Source organism: Niabella sp., assembly GCF_030150205.1.
Lineage (GTDB): Bacteria > Bacteroidota > Bacteroidia > Chitinophagales > Chitinophagaceae > Niabella.
This window is the reverse complement of sequence record NZ_JASLGT010000002.1, coordinates 103,110-119,261: the sequence shown is the minus strand read 5'-3', so window position 1 is coordinate 119,261 and position 16,152 is coordinate 103,110. Positions and strand designations below refer to the sequence as shown.

13 protein-coding genes are annotated in these 16,152 nt (G+C 46.3%); 2 read left to right on the top strand and 11 right to left on the bottom strand.

Annotated features, from left to right (window positions below; all coding sequences use genetic code 11):
- Nucleotides 1–111 precede the first annotated feature (111 nt).
- The 4 genes from Q1V85_RS01100 to Q1V85_RS01085 all read right to left on the bottom strand — a co-directional run bounded on the left by Q1V85_RS01100 (nucleotide 112) and on the right by Q1V85_RS01085 (nucleotide 7,083).
- The gene (locus Q1V85_RS01100) at nucleotides 112–900 is read right to left on the bottom strand and encodes a phosphatase PAP2 family protein (RefSeq protein ID WP_300596551.1); all 789 of its coding nucleotides are present in this window, start codon (nucleotides 898–900) and stop codon (nucleotides 112–114) included.
- Between the two features lie 279 nt (nucleotides 901–1,179).
- The gene (locus Q1V85_RS01095; RefSeq protein ID WP_300596549.1) at nucleotides 1,180–2,304 is read right to left on the bottom strand and encodes a hypothetical protein; all 1,125 of its coding nucleotides are present in this window, start codon (nucleotides 2,302–2,304) and stop codon (nucleotides 1,180–1,182) included.
- 81 nt (nucleotides 2,305–2,385) lie between these two features.
- Nucleotides 2,386–4,626: a S41 family peptidase gene (locus tag Q1V85_RS01090; protein ID WP_300596547.1), complete on the bottom strand. Its 2,241-nt coding sequence runs from the start codon at nucleotides 4,624–4,626 to the stop codon at nucleotides 2,386–2,388.
- A gap of 99 nt (nucleotides 4,627–4,725) precedes the next feature.
- A complete protein-coding gene (locus Q1V85_RS01085; RefSeq protein WP_300596545.1) occupies nucleotides 4,726–7,083 on the bottom strand; it encodes a 3-hydroxyacyl-CoA dehydrogenase/enoyl-CoA hydratase family protein in 2,358 nt (785 codons plus the stop codon).
- A 398-nt stretch (nucleotides 7,084–7,481) separates the two neighbouring features.
- Between Q1V85_RS01085 and Q1V85_RS01080 the strand changes: the two genes are divergently transcribed.
- Both Q1V85_RS01080 and Q1V85_RS01075 read left to right on the top strand, forming a co-directional pair.
- The gene (locus tag Q1V85_RS01080) at nucleotides 7,482–8,396 is read left to right on the top strand and encodes an ABC transporter ATP-binding protein (RefSeq protein ID WP_300596543.1); all 915 of its coding nucleotides are present in this window, start codon (nucleotides 7,482–7,484) and stop codon (nucleotides 8,394–8,396) included.
- Nucleotides 8,397–8,453: 57 nt separating this feature from the next.
- Complete coding sequence (locus tag Q1V85_RS01075) at nucleotides 8,454–9,272, top strand: ABC transporter permease (RefSeq protein ID WP_300596541.1); 819 nt, start codon at nucleotides 8,454–8,456, stop codon at nucleotides 9,270–9,272.
- Here Q1V85_RS01075 and Q1V85_RS01070 read toward each other — a convergent pair.
- The 7 genes from Q1V85_RS01070 to Q1V85_RS01040 all read right to left on the bottom strand — a co-directional run bounded on the left by Q1V85_RS01070 (nucleotide 9,261) and on the right by Q1V85_RS01040 (nucleotide 15,908).
- Nucleotides 9,261–10,202 carry a TIGR01777 family oxidoreductase gene (locus tag Q1V85_RS01070; protein WP_300596540.1) on the bottom strand — a complete coding sequence of 314 codons (942 nt, stop codon included), beginning with the start codon at nucleotides 10,200–10,202 and terminating at the stop codon, nucleotides 9,261–9,263. The two genes, Q1V85_RS01075 and Q1V85_RS01070, sit on opposite strands and share 12 nt — an antisense overlap.
- A gap of 57 nt (nucleotides 10,203–10,259) precedes the next feature.
- Entirely contained in the window at nucleotides 10,260–11,123 is an 864-nt protein-coding gene (locus Q1V85_RS01065; protein ID WP_300596538.1) for a hypothetical protein, read from the bottom strand.
- A 130-nt stretch (nucleotides 11,124–11,253) separates the two neighbouring features.
- Entirely contained in the window at nucleotides 11,254–12,084 is an 831-nt protein-coding gene (locus Q1V85_RS01060) for an energy transducer TonB (RefSeq protein WP_300596536.1), read from the bottom strand.
- Between the two features lie 57 nt (nucleotides 12,085–12,141).
- On the bottom strand, nucleotides 12,142–12,780 hold the full coding sequence (locus Q1V85_RS01055) for a biopolymer transporter ExbD (protein WP_300596534.1): 639 nt from the start codon (nucleotides 12,778–12,780) through the stop codon (nucleotides 12,142–12,144).
- Between the two features lie 38 nt (nucleotides 12,781–12,818).
- Nucleotides 12,819–13,472, bottom strand: coding sequence for a biopolymer transporter ExbD (locus tag Q1V85_RS01050; protein WP_300596532.1), 654 nt, complete (start codon nucleotides 13,470–13,472; stop codon nucleotides 12,819–12,821).
- A gap of 71 nt (nucleotides 13,473–13,543) precedes the next feature.
- Nucleotides 13,544–14,398 (bottom strand): MotA/TolQ/ExbB proton channel family protein, encoded by an 855-nt coding sequence (locus Q1V85_RS01045; protein WP_300596530.1) that lies wholly within the window; start codon nucleotides 14,396–14,398, stop codon nucleotides 13,544–13,546.
- Between the two features lie 229 nt (nucleotides 14,399–14,627).
- Complete coding sequence (locus Q1V85_RS01040; protein WP_300596528.1) at nucleotides 14,628–15,908, bottom strand: ABC transporter permease; 1,281 nt, start codon at nucleotides 15,906–15,908, stop codon at nucleotides 14,628–14,630.
- Between the last annotated feature and the right edge of the window lie 244 nt (nucleotides 15,909–16,152).

Genomic DNA, 16,152 nt, shown 5'->3' with positions numbered 1-16,152 from the left:
ATTTCGATTCATACCTGGCGCTGCTTCCCCGGGCGGTATCAACTGAGAACTGAAAACTGATGACTGAAAACTCAACAGGTTCATCAGCAATCCCTGTCCTGTCACAAACCGTTATCGCCATACCAGCTGCAAACCCGTACGTTTCTTTACCCGGTTATTTTTAAATACAGAACGGGTTACAAAATAACCCAGGCTGGCGCCGATCCATACATCGCTGGACCAATGCCGGTTATGATAAATGCGGGACACACCGGTAAGCCCGGCAATACTATAGGCCACCCAGGGCACCCACTTATGTTCCTTACCATAGGCTTCGGACACGGCGGTTGCCAGTGTCATTACCGTTAAAGTATGGCCAGAAGGAAAAGAGGTATGGTACCGGTCTCCGGAAAAAGGCGGATAAAAATCCAGGTTATTGTCGGTATAAGCCGGCCGGTTTCGCCGGATCACCGACTTGGTTAACAGGTATAAGGAAGTTGAAATGGCATAGGATTTAAAGGTCAGCAGCGCCGTATTTTTTAATCCCGGGTTTTTAATAACAGCTCCGGCCACATACATTCCGGCCATAATATAAGGAGAATAGCGGTTGCCAAAGGGCTCCACGATATTTGCCAGGCTGTTTGCAAAGGGATGATGATTCCGCTGGGCGATCCGTTTAATTTCCTTATCTGCCAACAGCAGTGCACCGGTTGTTCCCATCACGATCCCCAGGTTCCTGAAATCGCGGCCCTGCCAGTGTGCCGGCCGGGTAACCACATATTCCGCATCCGAAAAAATGCTTTTAAAAAACGTACCGTTCAGCCGGTATTGGATCAGGCTGTCTTCCGTCTCCGGCATAGCTGTATAGTCAGGTACATCCGCAATCCTGTTCTCCGGAATACGCCCCGGCACTATAACCATACCGCTATCTTTGCGGGATGCATCCAAAGCTGTTTGTGCTCCGCATATTTGAGATAGCGCTAAAAAAAGCCAGCAGTGGATAATGTATTTTACAGGATACAGGTGAATTTGTTTCTTACAAAAATAGGGGAATGTGTTTCAATGGAGTGCTTCATATGAGCTATGGCTTTATCTCTTCCGGTATCGCTGAAATTTTAGCACAATTCAGCAAAGGAGCAGTAGGCAATTCCCGGTAATACAGCCTCTTTTATAAGTATCGCGCAGATAGTGTATAGCACGTTATGCTTCACTTATTTTTTTCGCCGCTTCGGTGATAACCTGTTTTAACGCTTTATCTGTACCAATCAGCGCCGGCAGGGCTTCTTTGATTTTGCTGCAAGGGAGTGCCAGGAATTTCCTCCACCCTTCCAGTCCCTGTTGCTCATAAATCAGTTTTGCCAGAATGCCGCCGGTTGCATATAACCGGGAAACATCATCATCAGTCCGTTTATCCTTAAACAACAGATCGTCAACCGGTACATCCGCATATTTTAAAAGATACTGATAAAGCGAACGGATTGTTTCCTTAAAGGTTTTAGGATCACTTCCACCAAAATAAGTAGCAATCCCTTCGGATGCAATGGTACAGGCATTTTCGCCCGCAATGTCTGAAATATAAAGATGCGCGATCTCATGCGGATAATGCTCTGCATTGCGGGCAGAATAAAGCCCATCTCCAATACGCATTCCACCCGTCCTCGACAAAAACATTTCATACCGGAAATCATAGCCCATCAAATTGAACAGCTGTACGGGGTCCTTACAGGAATAATAAGTAAATTTTTTAGGAGGTACTTTAAAAATCGCAGCAATACTGTCGTTGTATATATTACAGGCCCTGGCCTGCTCCAAGTTAAATGCGTCCTTACTTTCCTTGTAAAAAAGAATATTCCCCACTTCCTTTTTATACCAGTCGCGGATAAAATAATTAGTATACCGTTCAAACGTAAATGCATCGGCCTGCTTGTCATAGTTGGCAATCAGATTGAGCATGCGCCCCATATTTCTTTTTAAAGAATCGATTGCCGGCAGAAAAGCAATTTTAACCAGGTATTGCTGTTGCGGAACCACATCAATTGCCCCCAGGTAAACAGGAGGAAAGTTATCTTTCCCTTCATTTGTAAAACCCAAATAAACGATATCCCATGGATAGCCAAAAGACTTCAGATCCGTTTTACTCCAATACTTAACAGCCTTTTCAGGGGTTCTGCCATTTGTGAAAAAAGAATCCAGTGTGCGAATCAATAAATCTTTTTTATAAAGCGGGTTGATATTGTCTTTATCTGTAAGATTAATGGCTAGCCGCTGGGCATTTGTAACATACACTGCTACCACAAAAAATAATAAGAAAGACAGATGCTTCATAAAACCAACCGTATTTATCCTACGTTGCTTTTCTCAAAGTTATCAAAGCCCGATCTAAATCAGAAATGATCAGCCAGCAGTCTATTTCCCGGCATTCAAAATGGATATTGCCTTTTCTAAAAGTTCATCCCGGCCCTGTCGTACCCCTTCCACCGTGGGTTTTACCACCTGGTCGATCTTTACCCCCACCCGCTGCGTGCCGGTATTATCCGGATAAAAAACACCGATACCGGAGAACCATGTATAAATATTGCCCGGCAAATAAATGGGCGATACATTTCCATCTGCACCGGCAGTTGTGCTGCCGATTACCGTTATATTGGGGGCAGACTGAAAAGCCATCGTGGTATATTCTGCCTGGCTCTGCGTGGTTTCATTTACTATTATAACAATCTTCCGGTTGTAATAATCGTTATTCCGGCTACCATTGGAAATTGGCGGTATCATGTAAAAAGCCCCCGGTGTTTGAATGTTGCCTTTGGAAAATTTTACAAAGTTGCCCGGAGCTGGCTTTATATAGCTGCCAAATGTAAACGGCATGAATTCCGAAGGATAGCAACGCATGTCGATAATCATTCCCCGTGTATCCGCAAACGCTTTCTTTATGGCATCAAGGTCACTGTTCTTATACGTACCGGGATAAATATACCCAATATGATCCCTTATGATTTCATAGGATTTCTTTCCTGTATCCTCCAAAATATTCTTAAACCCGAACCATTGCTCCATCGGGAACCGGGGTACCTTTATGTTGAGGATACTTGTCCCCCGCTGTACCAACAGCTCTGCATACTCCTTATTGCCCCGCAAAATAGCCCTGGCTATTTCCCTCAATTGTGTCGGATAATTGGATGCAGGCGTATATGGCAGCAATTCTTTTACAATAGTCCCTACATCTTTCCCATCTATTTTTTGTATTACGTCGCCTCTTTTAATCTGCTCCTGTATATTCAGGGTATCTGTGTAAAAACGAGTGACTACCAACTTGTCTTCAATAAATTTCACTTCAAAAGGAGCTCTTAGTTTGCCCCTCCATTGTTCTAACGCATCGTTCCTGCTCAGGAGAACGGCGTGGGAATCACTTACTTTCCCAAACAATTGAATGCAAGCCAGTACATATGCCGTTTCATTTCCTGCATGAATAAATACCGGGATCATTTCCTCAAGCACCTTGTTCCAGTTGTGATCTATCAGGGACCGATATGGGAAGAAATAGTTAACCAGGTTCCAATACCGGTATAAGGCTAGTAACCGGTAACCGTCGTCCGGGTATTTCATATCCGCGTAGACCCGTTCATTCTTGATTTCGGGGTTCCCCACTCCCGGCATCATTCCGATATAATAGTGCTCCGCTGCGCCGCCCCCTGCCAGCAGTCCTTTCAATTTTTTCTGTAGTGTTAAGGGTAGCACATTTTTTTCAAACAAACTGCCATAATCCGGACGCAGGATCATATCCGCCGGCATCGGCGCTGCTTTTTCGCGCACATCTGATTTGGGCAGGGCATCCACCCACTTTTCCAACAGCATATTGCATTCCTGTTTGTTCTTCGCAGCCAGAACAGAGGGCAGTAAGCGCATTAACTCGGCATCCCAATTATAATTACCGGCGGCAACAGCCGGATGGTGGTATTTTAAAAAGCCCCAAAGCTGCCCCAACACCAGCAGGTTCTTCTCACGCCCGGGAGTCAGCTGAATGTGAACGCCGGACCCTTTTTTAAACGCAGTATCCTGGTCAGCCGGGTATATTTTCCTGGACGCCGGTTTCAATTGCTGTATGTCCTGTCCGTCAATCAGCACCGAACATTTATCAAACCATATGGTTCCCGGTCCAGCCAGCAAAGCACCCAAATAGATGCTTGCCACATTTTTGGAGTAAGGCAATGTAATGGTATATTCGTTCCAATCGGTTGTGCCTTTTACGGAACGCTTTTCCATATTATCAAACGCAAGAGTCTTCCCCTGGTTATCGTCAAAACGCATCCACAACCCCGCCCAGTTTTTTACATCTTTTGATTTTAAGTAGGCAGAATATTTAATCATGCTTCCTTCATAACCTCCGGGAAGTATCATTTGCACGGTCCCAAACTGGGCAAGACTGTCCGATTGGTTCATGCGCAATGCATACTTTCCTGATTTCTTTTCAGTCGAATCTGCAACTACAGGATAAGACTTTGCCTGCTGTTCACCAAAACCGACCTTCCATGGAGCGAATGAACCGTCGGGTTTCAGGTCTTCCATATCCAGATTAAGCTGTTGTGAAAACAGGAGCTCCGGCAGTATGCAAGCGGCAACTAAAAGCAGTATCATTTTTCTAATAAGCATAGCAAGTGTTTCATTAAAGATAAAACACACCCCTGCATATTTTCTGGATAAATATCAATTTATCCAATGTTTAACAACTGCATGGCCGTTCCTGCGGGCTTAATTCCGTACCGGCTTCCCGGTCTTGATCACACTTTGCAGCCGTTCCAGTGTTTTACGTTCGCCGCAAAGCGATAAAAAGTTTTGCCGCTCCAGGTCCAGCAGGTATTGTTCAGACACGAGGGCAGGTTCGCTGAGGTCACCACCGCACATCACATAAGCCAGTTTCCGGGCTACCAGCGCATCATGCTCCGTGGCATAATTTCCTTTCTGCATACCATTGATGCCCGCCAGCAGGGCCCCCAGCACACTGCGCCCCTGCACTTTAATATCGGTTCTGGGAACAGGTGCTACATAGCCACTGTCGTACAACTCTATCACATTCCGTTTTGCCTCGGCGATGCGACGGTCCTGGTTGGGCACTACGATGTCATTCCCCCGGCGATAGATCCCCAGCTCAAAGGCTTCTGCAGCGGAAGTACCAACCCTGGCAGTAGCAATCGTCAAAAAACGATTCTGCAAAGGAATATTTTCCGGCTCGCCGTTCTGTACTTCATCGGCAGCGCGCAGGGCAAACTCTTTGGTGCCGCCACCACCGGGAATCAATCCTACCCCCAGTTCTACCAGGCCGGTATAGGTTTCTGCAGCTGCGCATACTTTATCCGCATGCAGGCTCAGCTCACAGCCCCCACCCAATGCCAGGCCATGCGGCGCCAACACCACCGGAACAGCGGAATACCGAACCCGCATAGACGTGTTTTGGAAAAGACGTACGGCCATATCCAGCTCATCATATTCCTGCTCCACTGCCAGCATAAAGATCATACCCACATTGGCTCCGGCCGAAAAATTAGCGCCTTCATTCGCAATGACCAGGCCTTTAAAACTTTTCTCCGCTTTTTCAATGGAAGTCTGGATGCCGCTGAGCACATCGCCGCCAATGGTTCCCATTTTGGTATTCCATTGCAGGGCCAGCACATTATCCCCGATATCATAGAGCCGGCAGCTGTTGTTCTTCCACACCACTTTATCGCCGTAATTGCTTAAAATAATAAAGGCATCGCTTCCCGATAATAACTTATAGGTTTGGGTTGCCGGATCATAGGCCTTCCGTTTCCCGTTCTCAACGATGTAAAAGGTTTGATGGCCCGCTGCCAGCATCGCTTCCACCCAGGCGGCTACGGCAATGCCTGCAGCTTTCATGGCCGCTACCATTTTGGCTACGCCCACAGCGTCCCAGCTTTCAAAAGGCCCGATCTCCCAGCCAAAGCCAGCCTTCATGGCATCATCAATGCGATAGAGCTCATCACTGATCTCCGGTATCCGGTGACTTACATAGGCAAACAACCGGTAATGAAATTGCCGGTAAAATTCACCGGCCTTATCCTGGCCGGTCATCAGCATCTTCAGTTTTGCGGGCAATGTTTCAATCAGCTTTGCGGCTTCCAGGCTCGCAAACTTTGGTTTTACCCGCGGACCGTATTCAAAGGTTTTCAGATTCAGTGTTAAGATCTCCGAAGCACCCTGCTCATTTTTTATCTTCTTAAAAAATCCCTGTCCGGTTTTATCGCCCAGCCATTTATTGGTAACCATTTGCTCCAGCCACGCAGGGATCACGAATAGCTGCTTCGCCTCATCCCCGGGGCAGTTTTCAAACACCCCATTGGCCACTTTCACCAGGGTATCAATGCCCACTACATCGGCCGTGCGGAACGTAGCTGATTTTGGACGGCCGATCATGGGGCCGGTCAATGCCTCGATCTCATCAATCTGCAACCCTAACTGATCCATCAGTGAAAAGATGGTCATAATGCTAAACACGCCCACACGGTTGGCAATAAATGCCGGCGTATCCTTGCATAGCACCGTCGTTTTCCCCAGGATGCGGTCACCAAACTCCATCAGGAAATCAATCACCTCTGGATCGGTATCCGGCGTGGGAATAATTTCCAGCAACCGCAGATAGCGCGGAGGATTGAAAAAATGCGTACCGCAAAAATGTTTCTTAAAATCGGCAGTCCGTCCCTGCGTCATCAGGTGGATGGGGATACCCGATGTATTGGAAGTAATAAGGCTGCCCGGCGTCCGGTATTGCTCTACCTTTTCGAACAATTGTTGTTTAATATCCAGCCGTTCAACTACAACCTCAATCACCCAGTCGCAGCCGGTTATCTTTTTCAGGTCATCATCAAAATTTCCGGTAGTGATCTTTTTTACCACATCCTTTGTGTATACCGGAGATGGGCTGCTTTTAACCGCTGCAGCCAGTGCATCCTTTACGATCTTATTTTTATCGGGACCTTCTGCAGCAATATCCAGTAATAATACCGGAATGCCGGATCCTGCAAAATGACAGGCAATGCGCGATCCCATTACACCGCTTCCCAGAACGGCCACACGTTTTATGATCCTTTTCATATTCAATAACTATTTAGCTGTTGCAACAAGCCTGTAATAGCAACCATGCTGCCTTTTAAAACAGCTCCGTCGCCATCCGGTACCCGGCAACCTTTTATCGAAATCGTATACAAACAACAATTAGTTAGATAAACAACTATCTACTGTGAAGGTAAGGATAAAAACAGCAAGATGCAAAAAACAAAGGGCCGGAAAAGCAGGGCTGTTCCTGTACTGAATCTGTGTGCCGTATTGATTTTCACCGTCGCATTACGCCTGATACCCGGCTCCCATGGCTTACAGCAAGGCCTCCGGAAGATGGCGGCCGGCGTTTACCTGTTCCGGCCGTTGCTTTGCCGATTTTATTTCTTGTGTGGGATCAATTAGTAATACATTTGAATCTGTTAAACCAATGAGGTATGCATGTATTAACGACCCATAACCTTTCAAAAAACTACGGCACGGTACAGGCCTTGAACCAGGTAAATATTGAAGTACCTCCGGGAGCGGTGTACGGTATCCTTGGCCCGAACGGCAGCGGAAAAACCACGTTGCTGGGCATTGTGATGCAGGTGCTGAACGCCAGTTCCGGCAGTTATTTATGGAATGGACAAAGCGGCAACGAAGATCAGCGGAAGCGGATCGGCACCTTGCTGGAAACGCCAAACTTTTATCCTTATCTCAGTGCAGAACGCAACCTGGAAATAGCCGCTTCCATCAAAGGCAGCAGCACAGCCGACATTCCCCGGGTGCTAAAAATCGTAAACCTGTTCGAACGCCGGCAATCTGCATTCAGCACCTATTCGCTGGGGATGAAGCAGCGCCTTGCCATCGCATCGGCCCTGCTTGGAGATCCGGAGGTACTGGTGCTGGACGAGCCAACCAACGGACTGGATCCGGCCGGAATTGCGGAGATCCGGCAACTGATCCGGCAATTGCATGCTTCCGGCAAAACCATTATTATAGCCAGTCATATACTGGATGAGGTAGAAAAAGTATGTACCCATGTAACCATTATTCAAAAGGGAATGATTAAGGCAAGCGGAACGGTTCATGAAGTATTGCATATGGGTGGGCCGGCGGCAGAAACCATCATTGAAATCACCGCAGAAGACCTGCCACAGCTACAGGAAATCATTGCCGGTTTACAACCGGTAAAAGAAGTGCTCGCAAAACAGGGAATGCTCCAGCTCACCGGCACAGCAGACCTGACTCCTCAACGGGTAAACCGGTATTGCTTTGAAAAAGGGATTACACTTAGCTACCTGGCTCTTAAAAAGAAAAGCCTGGAAACACGCTTCCTGGAAATCACCGGATCCAGCAGCGACCAGTAATTACACGCTTTATTTTTAAAACCCGGCATCCCCATCACTCACACTAACAACTCCCATATGTTACAACTTTTTAAAACAGAATGGCTGAAAATAAAAAGCTACCGCACTTTCTGGATCCTCTTTGGCTCCTTTTTTATCTTTCTTCCATCGATGTTCCTGTTGACGGCGCATCAATTCATGCGTCAGTTTGAGCAAATCGCCGGTAAAAGTATTGAAGCCGCCGTGTTGAAACGGATGTTCAGTTCCCCTTTTGTATTTCCCAATACCTGGCATGGCGCTGCATGGTTTGGCGGTATGTTCTTTGTCATTATCGGCATGCTTTTTATCCTGCTGATCACAAACGAAGTGCAATACAGAACGCACCGCCAAAATATTATTGATGGCTGGAGCCGCATGGATTATATCAAGGCTAAACTAACCCTGCTGGTCTTTTTTGTAATTAGCACTACCATTATGGTGTTTCTGTGCGGATTGATTTGCGGATTATTATTTACACCCGACCTTTCTTCTGCGGCTATATTTGAGAATGTGCATTATGTAGGCTATTATGCGATCATGGCAACCCTGTACCTGTTGGTGGCCTTCCTCGTTGCCATCCTTGTTAAACGAACCGGGCTGGCGATCGTGCTTTATTTTGGATATGTATTCGTTATCGATAACCTGTTATGGCTGGCGCTTACATTCCGCAAAGGACAGGCTGGTTATTTTCTTCCATTAGAGAGTACCGATTCCCTGGTTCCTAATCCCTTTAAGCCTGCTGTTATTGAACTCCGTACCGTCTCAGACCTAAGCCTGCTCATTACTGCCGCCATCTATGGGTTTATAATTATCTATGGAATCTTCCGGTACTATCAGCGCACCGATCTAAAAACCTGATCCGGTCATCAGCGCCCGGGCGGCTGAATCTATATCCGGATAATGGAATTTAAACCCGCACGCAAGCAGCTCCCCAGCACTTACCGTAACGCTTTTCAGTGCTTCATTTCCCCGTTGCCCCAGCATCCCTTTCAGAACAATAGCTGGTATATGAATGGTTATAAAAGCAGACCCAAACTTTGCTTTTGCCAACGCATGCACCAGTTGCGTATTAGAAACCGGATGGGGAGCCACCGCGTTGATCGGACCTTTGTATAATTCCTGTTCTATAGCCGCCTGGTACAGGTTTACAAGGTCGCCCAGGTGGATCCAGGTGATCATCTGCCGGCCATTACCCGGTACAGCAGCGAGCCGCCATTTAAAGGCCTGTTCTAAGGTTAACAGAATGCCGCCACCCCGCCCCAGTACAATGCCGGTTCTAAGGTGCACCACGCGGATTCCTGCATCCGTCAGCACCCGGGTGCACTCCTCCCATTCCCGGCAACAGTTGCCCAAAAAGTCCGGTGCAGCCGGCTGGTCTTCTGTAAATGGATGCGGGTTGGGCACCTCCGGATCTGCACCATACCAGCCGGTAGCCGAAGCGCTCACCAGTACCTTCAACCTGTTGGAGCCGCTTCGCAGGGTATCAACAAGTAATTGCCCGCTTTGCACACGGCTATCGATGATTTCTTTTTTTCGTTTGGCAGACCAGCGGCGGTCCATTACCCCCGCCCCGGCCAGGTGGATGATCGCATCCGCCTGCAGTACCGTTTCCCGGTCAATTTCCCCGTTGTCCACATTCCAGTAGCGGTAAGACAATCCGCCTTCAATGTGCCCCCCCAGCGCTTTTTTACGCGTAAATACCACCACCTGGTACCTGCTTTGTAACAGCTGGTTTACAATCGCCGTTCCAATCATCCCGGTGCCCCCGGTTACAATTACGGTTATCATTGGCGCTTAAAAAATAAAACCCGCCGATATTGCGGGTTTTGTTACATATTGACTTGATTATTTTTTCCTGGAGCCGCCCAGGGTTTTTTTGGGCAATGGCACATTCATCCCCTTTCCCGGCATCGGATCATTGGGACCATGGATGGGGTCACGCGGCTTTTCTTTAAATGCATCGGGAACCGGATCTGGTTGTGCTGCTGTGCCGGATGCAGCAGCCTCATTTTCCGGCAAAAGTTTATCGATCGCTTCCTTGTTAATATCGGCCACCTCACTTAACTCAGAGGGTTCCATAACCGGTGCAGAGATAATTGGCTCTTCCCGCGCGGGCAAAGTTGTTTTTACTCCCTTTGCTGTAGGTTTTGAAGCTTTTTTTGCAGCACTCTTTTTGACTGCAGGTTTTGCAATACTCTTTTTAGCAGGGGCTTTTTTAACGGCTGCTTTTGCGGCAGTTGACAACGCTGTTGCTTTCTTTTTGGGTGCCGCCTTTTTACCGGCAGATGGCGCGGCTTTGGCCGCTACCTTTTTTGCAGCCGTTTTTTTTGCCGGAGCTTTTGAGACTACTGTCTTTGCCGCAGGTTTACTGGTCGTTTTCGGCTTTGCAGCAGCAACAGCAGGCTTTTGACCTTCCGGAGCCGTGCGAACGGGTGCTGAACGGGCTGCTTTCTTTTTTTCCTTTTTAATGGCCTTCTTTAACTCCTTTGCTTTTTGCTTTAGTTTTCCGGCAACTTCTTTCTTTGCTTTTTTCTCTGCCTTTTTGGAAACATGGTCCTTTTTCTTTTTTGAATCCGGTTTTTTAGCAGCTGATTTTTTCAATGCTACTTTTTCCGAAGCAGTGCGGTCAGCTTTTCCCTTGGTCTTTTTTTTGGAATCTTTCCCGGAAGCGCCGCCTTTTTTTGATGTCGATTTTTTTTCCTTTGCCATCCTGTTTTGTTTTAGATAATGAACAAATAAAGAATCAGAGAAAAAATGATGAAAATAAACCTCAACAATTATACCATTAAAAAATCCCCATTTTTACAAATGAGGATTTCAAATTCAATATGATCAGGACCTATCCTTCTGTTACCTGGAAGGTGATCGGCTGTTTCCGGTAAGCTTTTACTTCCCGTCCGTTCTGGATAGCGGGTTTCCATTTACCGGATTTTTTAATTACGCGTACAGCTTCTGCACCCATTCCAAACCCGGGATCTTTAATAACCTTCACATCGCTCACGTTGCCTTGTACATCCACAACAAACTGAACAATTACCTGGTAGTTACCGGGTGAAGCGCCGTTTTCCACGGGTACTTCCCCTCTCAGGTTAGTGGTCAGATACCGTCCCCAGTCACCCGGATACTGTGCATCTTTTTCCACTTTGGTGAAGATCTCTGGTTCTTTTTCTACTGGTTTTGTTTCCACAATCCCTTTACCACCATCCACACCTGCCGGAGGAACAACGATGCCTATATCTTTAACACCTTCCTGGTTAAGGGTACCGATCTTGGTATCCTTTAACTCTTCCTGAACCGGAGGCGGCTCTTTTACTTCCTCATCTTTTACGATTTTGGGAGGAGTAAACGCTTTAGTTTCAATTTTTGGAGGTGGCTCCTGCTTTGGAGGCGGAGGAGGTGGCGGCGGTGGTGGCTCATCCTTCTTTTCCTCTTGCTTAATTTCCTGAATGGTTACTTCCTCCATCTTTACTTTTTCCTGAACCGGGGATTTCATCTGGCTTTTCAGCACCACCAGACCAGCAATAACCACAGCGGCTAGTACTGTTATACCCAGCGCTTTCCAGACCCGTTTATTGTAGGTGCGGCGGAGATCGTATGCTCCGTATTCTTTGTTCCGCCCTTCAAACACGATATCCAGAAGATCAGAGGATAAAATTTTATTGGCTTCCATTATCTAATTACGTTTTTAAATATGATGCATGTTTCTACAAATTCCATACGGAATTTTTTATTTAGCTGGTGGAGTTGCCGCCGGAGCAGCAGCTGCGCTACCTCCGCCAGACAAACGAACAGCGTCTAATTCTGTATCGAAAGGTTTTACTAATGCATAGCGTGAAACTTTATTGATGGTCATTTCATCCAGTATGTCTACCACGTTTTTATACGTAGCATCATCTGTGGGTTTAATAACCACGAAAAAGTCCTTCTGCTTACAATCGTCAATGGATTTCCCTTTTGCCCGGGCCTCGTTTTCACAAGCCGGATCGGTTACATAACGGGAAATTACGTCTCTTTTTTTACGGATGATTTCATCCCGGATCTCCTTATACGTTGCACTTTTGAAATTTGACCCGGTTGGATCGAGGTCACCCTCGTAGTAGAAGATCTTATTATCCTTGGCCAGAATCACCGACAAAGAGCCCGATTGTTTGATCTTGGTTTCTTCTTCCTTCTTGTCTGTATCCTTCGGCATGTTCAAATCCATTGTGGTAGGATTGCTCATTGTAGCCGTAAAAATAAAGAAGGTAATCAGCAGGAATCCCAGATCCACCATTGGCGTCATATCTACCCGGGTGTTCAGTTTCTTGGCTTTCTTGACCCCCGGGCCTTTTTTCCCTTCGTCGCCGCCAGTATCTAAACTTGCCATAATTTTTTCTTTTTACTGGTTATACTAAGTAATTGAATTTATTTTCCTTTTAACCGGTCCTGATACAATTCAGTTCCTGCGGGCGCCTCCTGCGGCATAGTCACCAGGTTGTACTTCTGCTCATCGTTACGCTTCATAGCATCGATAATTGCACCAAAGGTTGGATACTTTGAGGTATTATCTCCTTTTACGAGGTACTTCAGCTGTTCTCCGGCGAAAACATACTTGGCAGCCCCGATCCAGTTTACCAATTCGCTGGTGGCAGAATCTTTAACAGGAATTCCATCCTGGGCAACTTTTGCCCGCTGAGCGGGAGGAAGCGCCAGGTATCCTTTTATTTTAGTAAAAGGCATTCCGATCATTTCTCCATCCTGGTACTGACTCAGGTCCGCATCGGTAAGGGTTACCCCTGCCCTTTTAGCAGCTTCCTTAATGAGATCCTTGCCTTTTTGAATATCAGACTTGGACATCACCGAAAAATAAACCTTGTTATCCTTATCAATACTCATCATAACAGCATTGTTATCGGGCATTACCTGGGATGCAACAGAGTTCGGCGTTTCGATGGGAACTGGCTCTGATGGCTTGAATTTTGTAGCCATGATAAAGAAGGACAGGATCAGGAACGCCACATCCACGAAGGGTGTCATATCCGTATCCGTTGACTTCTTTTGTATTTTTGCTTTTGCCATTATTGACTCTATTTTGATATAAGACGAAAAATCTGTTTTATTCCATAAAATTCTTTGATCCTGTATAAAAATTATTTATACAGAGAAGCAAAGGACTGAGTAAGGGTAAAACCAGATTCGTCAATACCATGAGTAATGCTGTCAATACGGGTTGTAAGCATGTTATAGATGATCAACGCCAGGGCAGAAGTACCGATACCTAAGGCGGTGTTATACAGGGCCTCAGAGATACCGATCGCCAGTTCAGATGCGTTACCGCCGCCGCCTTCACCCAGGTTAGAGAAGGATTTGATCATCCCCATTACTGTACCTAATAACGCGATCAGGGTACCGGTAGATACGATTGTAGACAAGAACACCAGGTTTTTCTGTAACATAGGGAGTTCCAGTGCGGTAGCTTCTTCTACTTCTTTTTGAATGGCTGCAATTTTTTGTTCGGTTTCCAGACCAGTTTCGCTGATCATTTCTTTGTAACGACGCAGACCTGCTTTCATTACATTACCTACAGAACCTTTTTGTTTGTCGCACTCAGCGATTGCTGCGTCTACATTTTTATTCGCCAGGTTGTACTGTACTTTGCGGATAAAATTGCTGTTGTTTCCTTTTCCCAGCGCTTTAGCAATGGTAAGGAACCTTTCAATAGCAAACACAATTACCATCAACAGCATACCGATCAGCAGCGGTACGATGATACCACCTTCATAAATACGGTGGAACGCACCTTTGGGGCCTTTGTGATTAGGCCAAAATCCACCTGCACTGTCTGGCTGTGCAAACCCACTGTCAGCACCAATTACAAAACGCCATATGCAATACCCAGCAACAATACACAAAATGGGCGCAACCCACGAAATCAAATTACTGCTTTTTTTAGGTTGAACAGAAGTAGTAGCCGTTACGGGCTTCGCTTGATTTGTCTCAGCCATGATCTTAGTTTTTTTAGTTTTTTAAATATTGAACAAGTTTGTTTGAGTGTACAATTCTAACAAAAAAAATCAAACAACAAAGTTTTTAGCCATTATTTTTTTTTAACTGTTTGAAGTTAAAGGTTTTTTACAAAAACTCAAAAAAATCAAAAAAGTGTTGACAGAATTTTATTTAAGAACGGCAATATTTTTACATCATTCAAAAAAATGGCCTCAGTAGTATGTTTTTTCATTCATAGCGTAAGGCCTCTATCGGGTTTAACCGGCCGGCTTTTACTGCCGGATAAATACCGGCCGCAAGTCCCACAATTGTACAAATGACAATTCCGTATGCCACCCAGTCCCAGGGAACCACAAAACCCGTTTGTAATACCAGCGAAAACAGGTTACCTACAATGACTCCCAGCAAAATACCCAGCAGGGCTCCCAGCACACTGATGATGATGGCTTCCAGCAGGAACTGGGTCTTTACAGACTGCTTCTTTCCCCCAATCGCCTTGATTAAACCCACCTCTTTTGTGCGTTCTGAAACAGATACCAGCATGATGTTCATCAGCCCGATAGCGGCCCCCAGCAGCGTTATAATGCCAATAACAATGGCCGCCCACCGGATGTACCGCAGCACATTCATGGCCGTTTGTACGGCACTATCGCTCCGGTCCATGGCAAAATTGCTGGCCTCCGTAATGCCATTTTTTCTTATGGGGCGAAAAAGGCTTTCGGCCTCTCCCATGGCGGCATCCAGCTGCTTAAGATCGTTCACCTTTACCGCAATTACATAAGAGGTTCCGGAGTTGCCGAAGTTCCGGGCCCAGTTCGGATAACCCGTTATCACCATGTTGTCCCTGCTAAAACCAAAGGTGGAACCTTTGCCTTCCAGGATGCCCAGCACCCGGTAAGGAATATTATTAACACGCACCGTAGTATTGATGCCTTTGTCCATTCCTTCGCCAAAAAAGCTCTTGGCCACATCAAACCCCAATATACAAAAGTTTTGTGCGTCCCTCACCTCACCGGCTGTAAAATTCCGTCCGTATAAAACCTTATAGGCATTGAGGTTCAGGTAATTTTCATCACCTCCCATCAGCACTACATTCGGACTGGTTTTTTTATCATTAAACGACAGGATATTACTCCGGCCTCCAAATACTGAAATGCCGGATACAGCACCCGGAAAATGATAGTGACTGATGAAATATTCGGCCTGTTCGCGGGTTATAACTTTATTGAGATTGGATTGCTTTTCTTTCTTTCCTTTTTTTGAAACAGCAAGATCATCGCCCCTGCCACCTCCAAAATTCATATTGCGTTCTTTAAAGCGAATGGTAAACCCATTGGCCCCCATGGAGGAAAAGCTTTCGGAAAATTTCTGGTTCATGGCCTTGATGGCTGTAATGATTCCCACCAGCGCCATAATGCCAAATGCAATAATGGTTACCGTAAGACCGGTACGCAACCGGTTACTTTTAACGGTCCGGAATGCAAGCAGCAATGTGTCGATAAATTTCACCCTGCTAAGTTACAGGAATAAGGGAAGTTTCAGGTTAGATCCGTTTTATACCCGGTGATCATTGGCTATTGCCCTTGCTTTGGGGGACATAGGGCCCAGGGGGACGGACCATGGAAGGGTGTGTATGTTCAAAGTTCCTGGTTAGGGCCATTGGATACCTGATGCAAGAGGACTAATCTATAATCCCGGACATAATTAACTGAAGGCTGATAACTGATCACTGAAAGCTGTTTGAGGTTCCTGG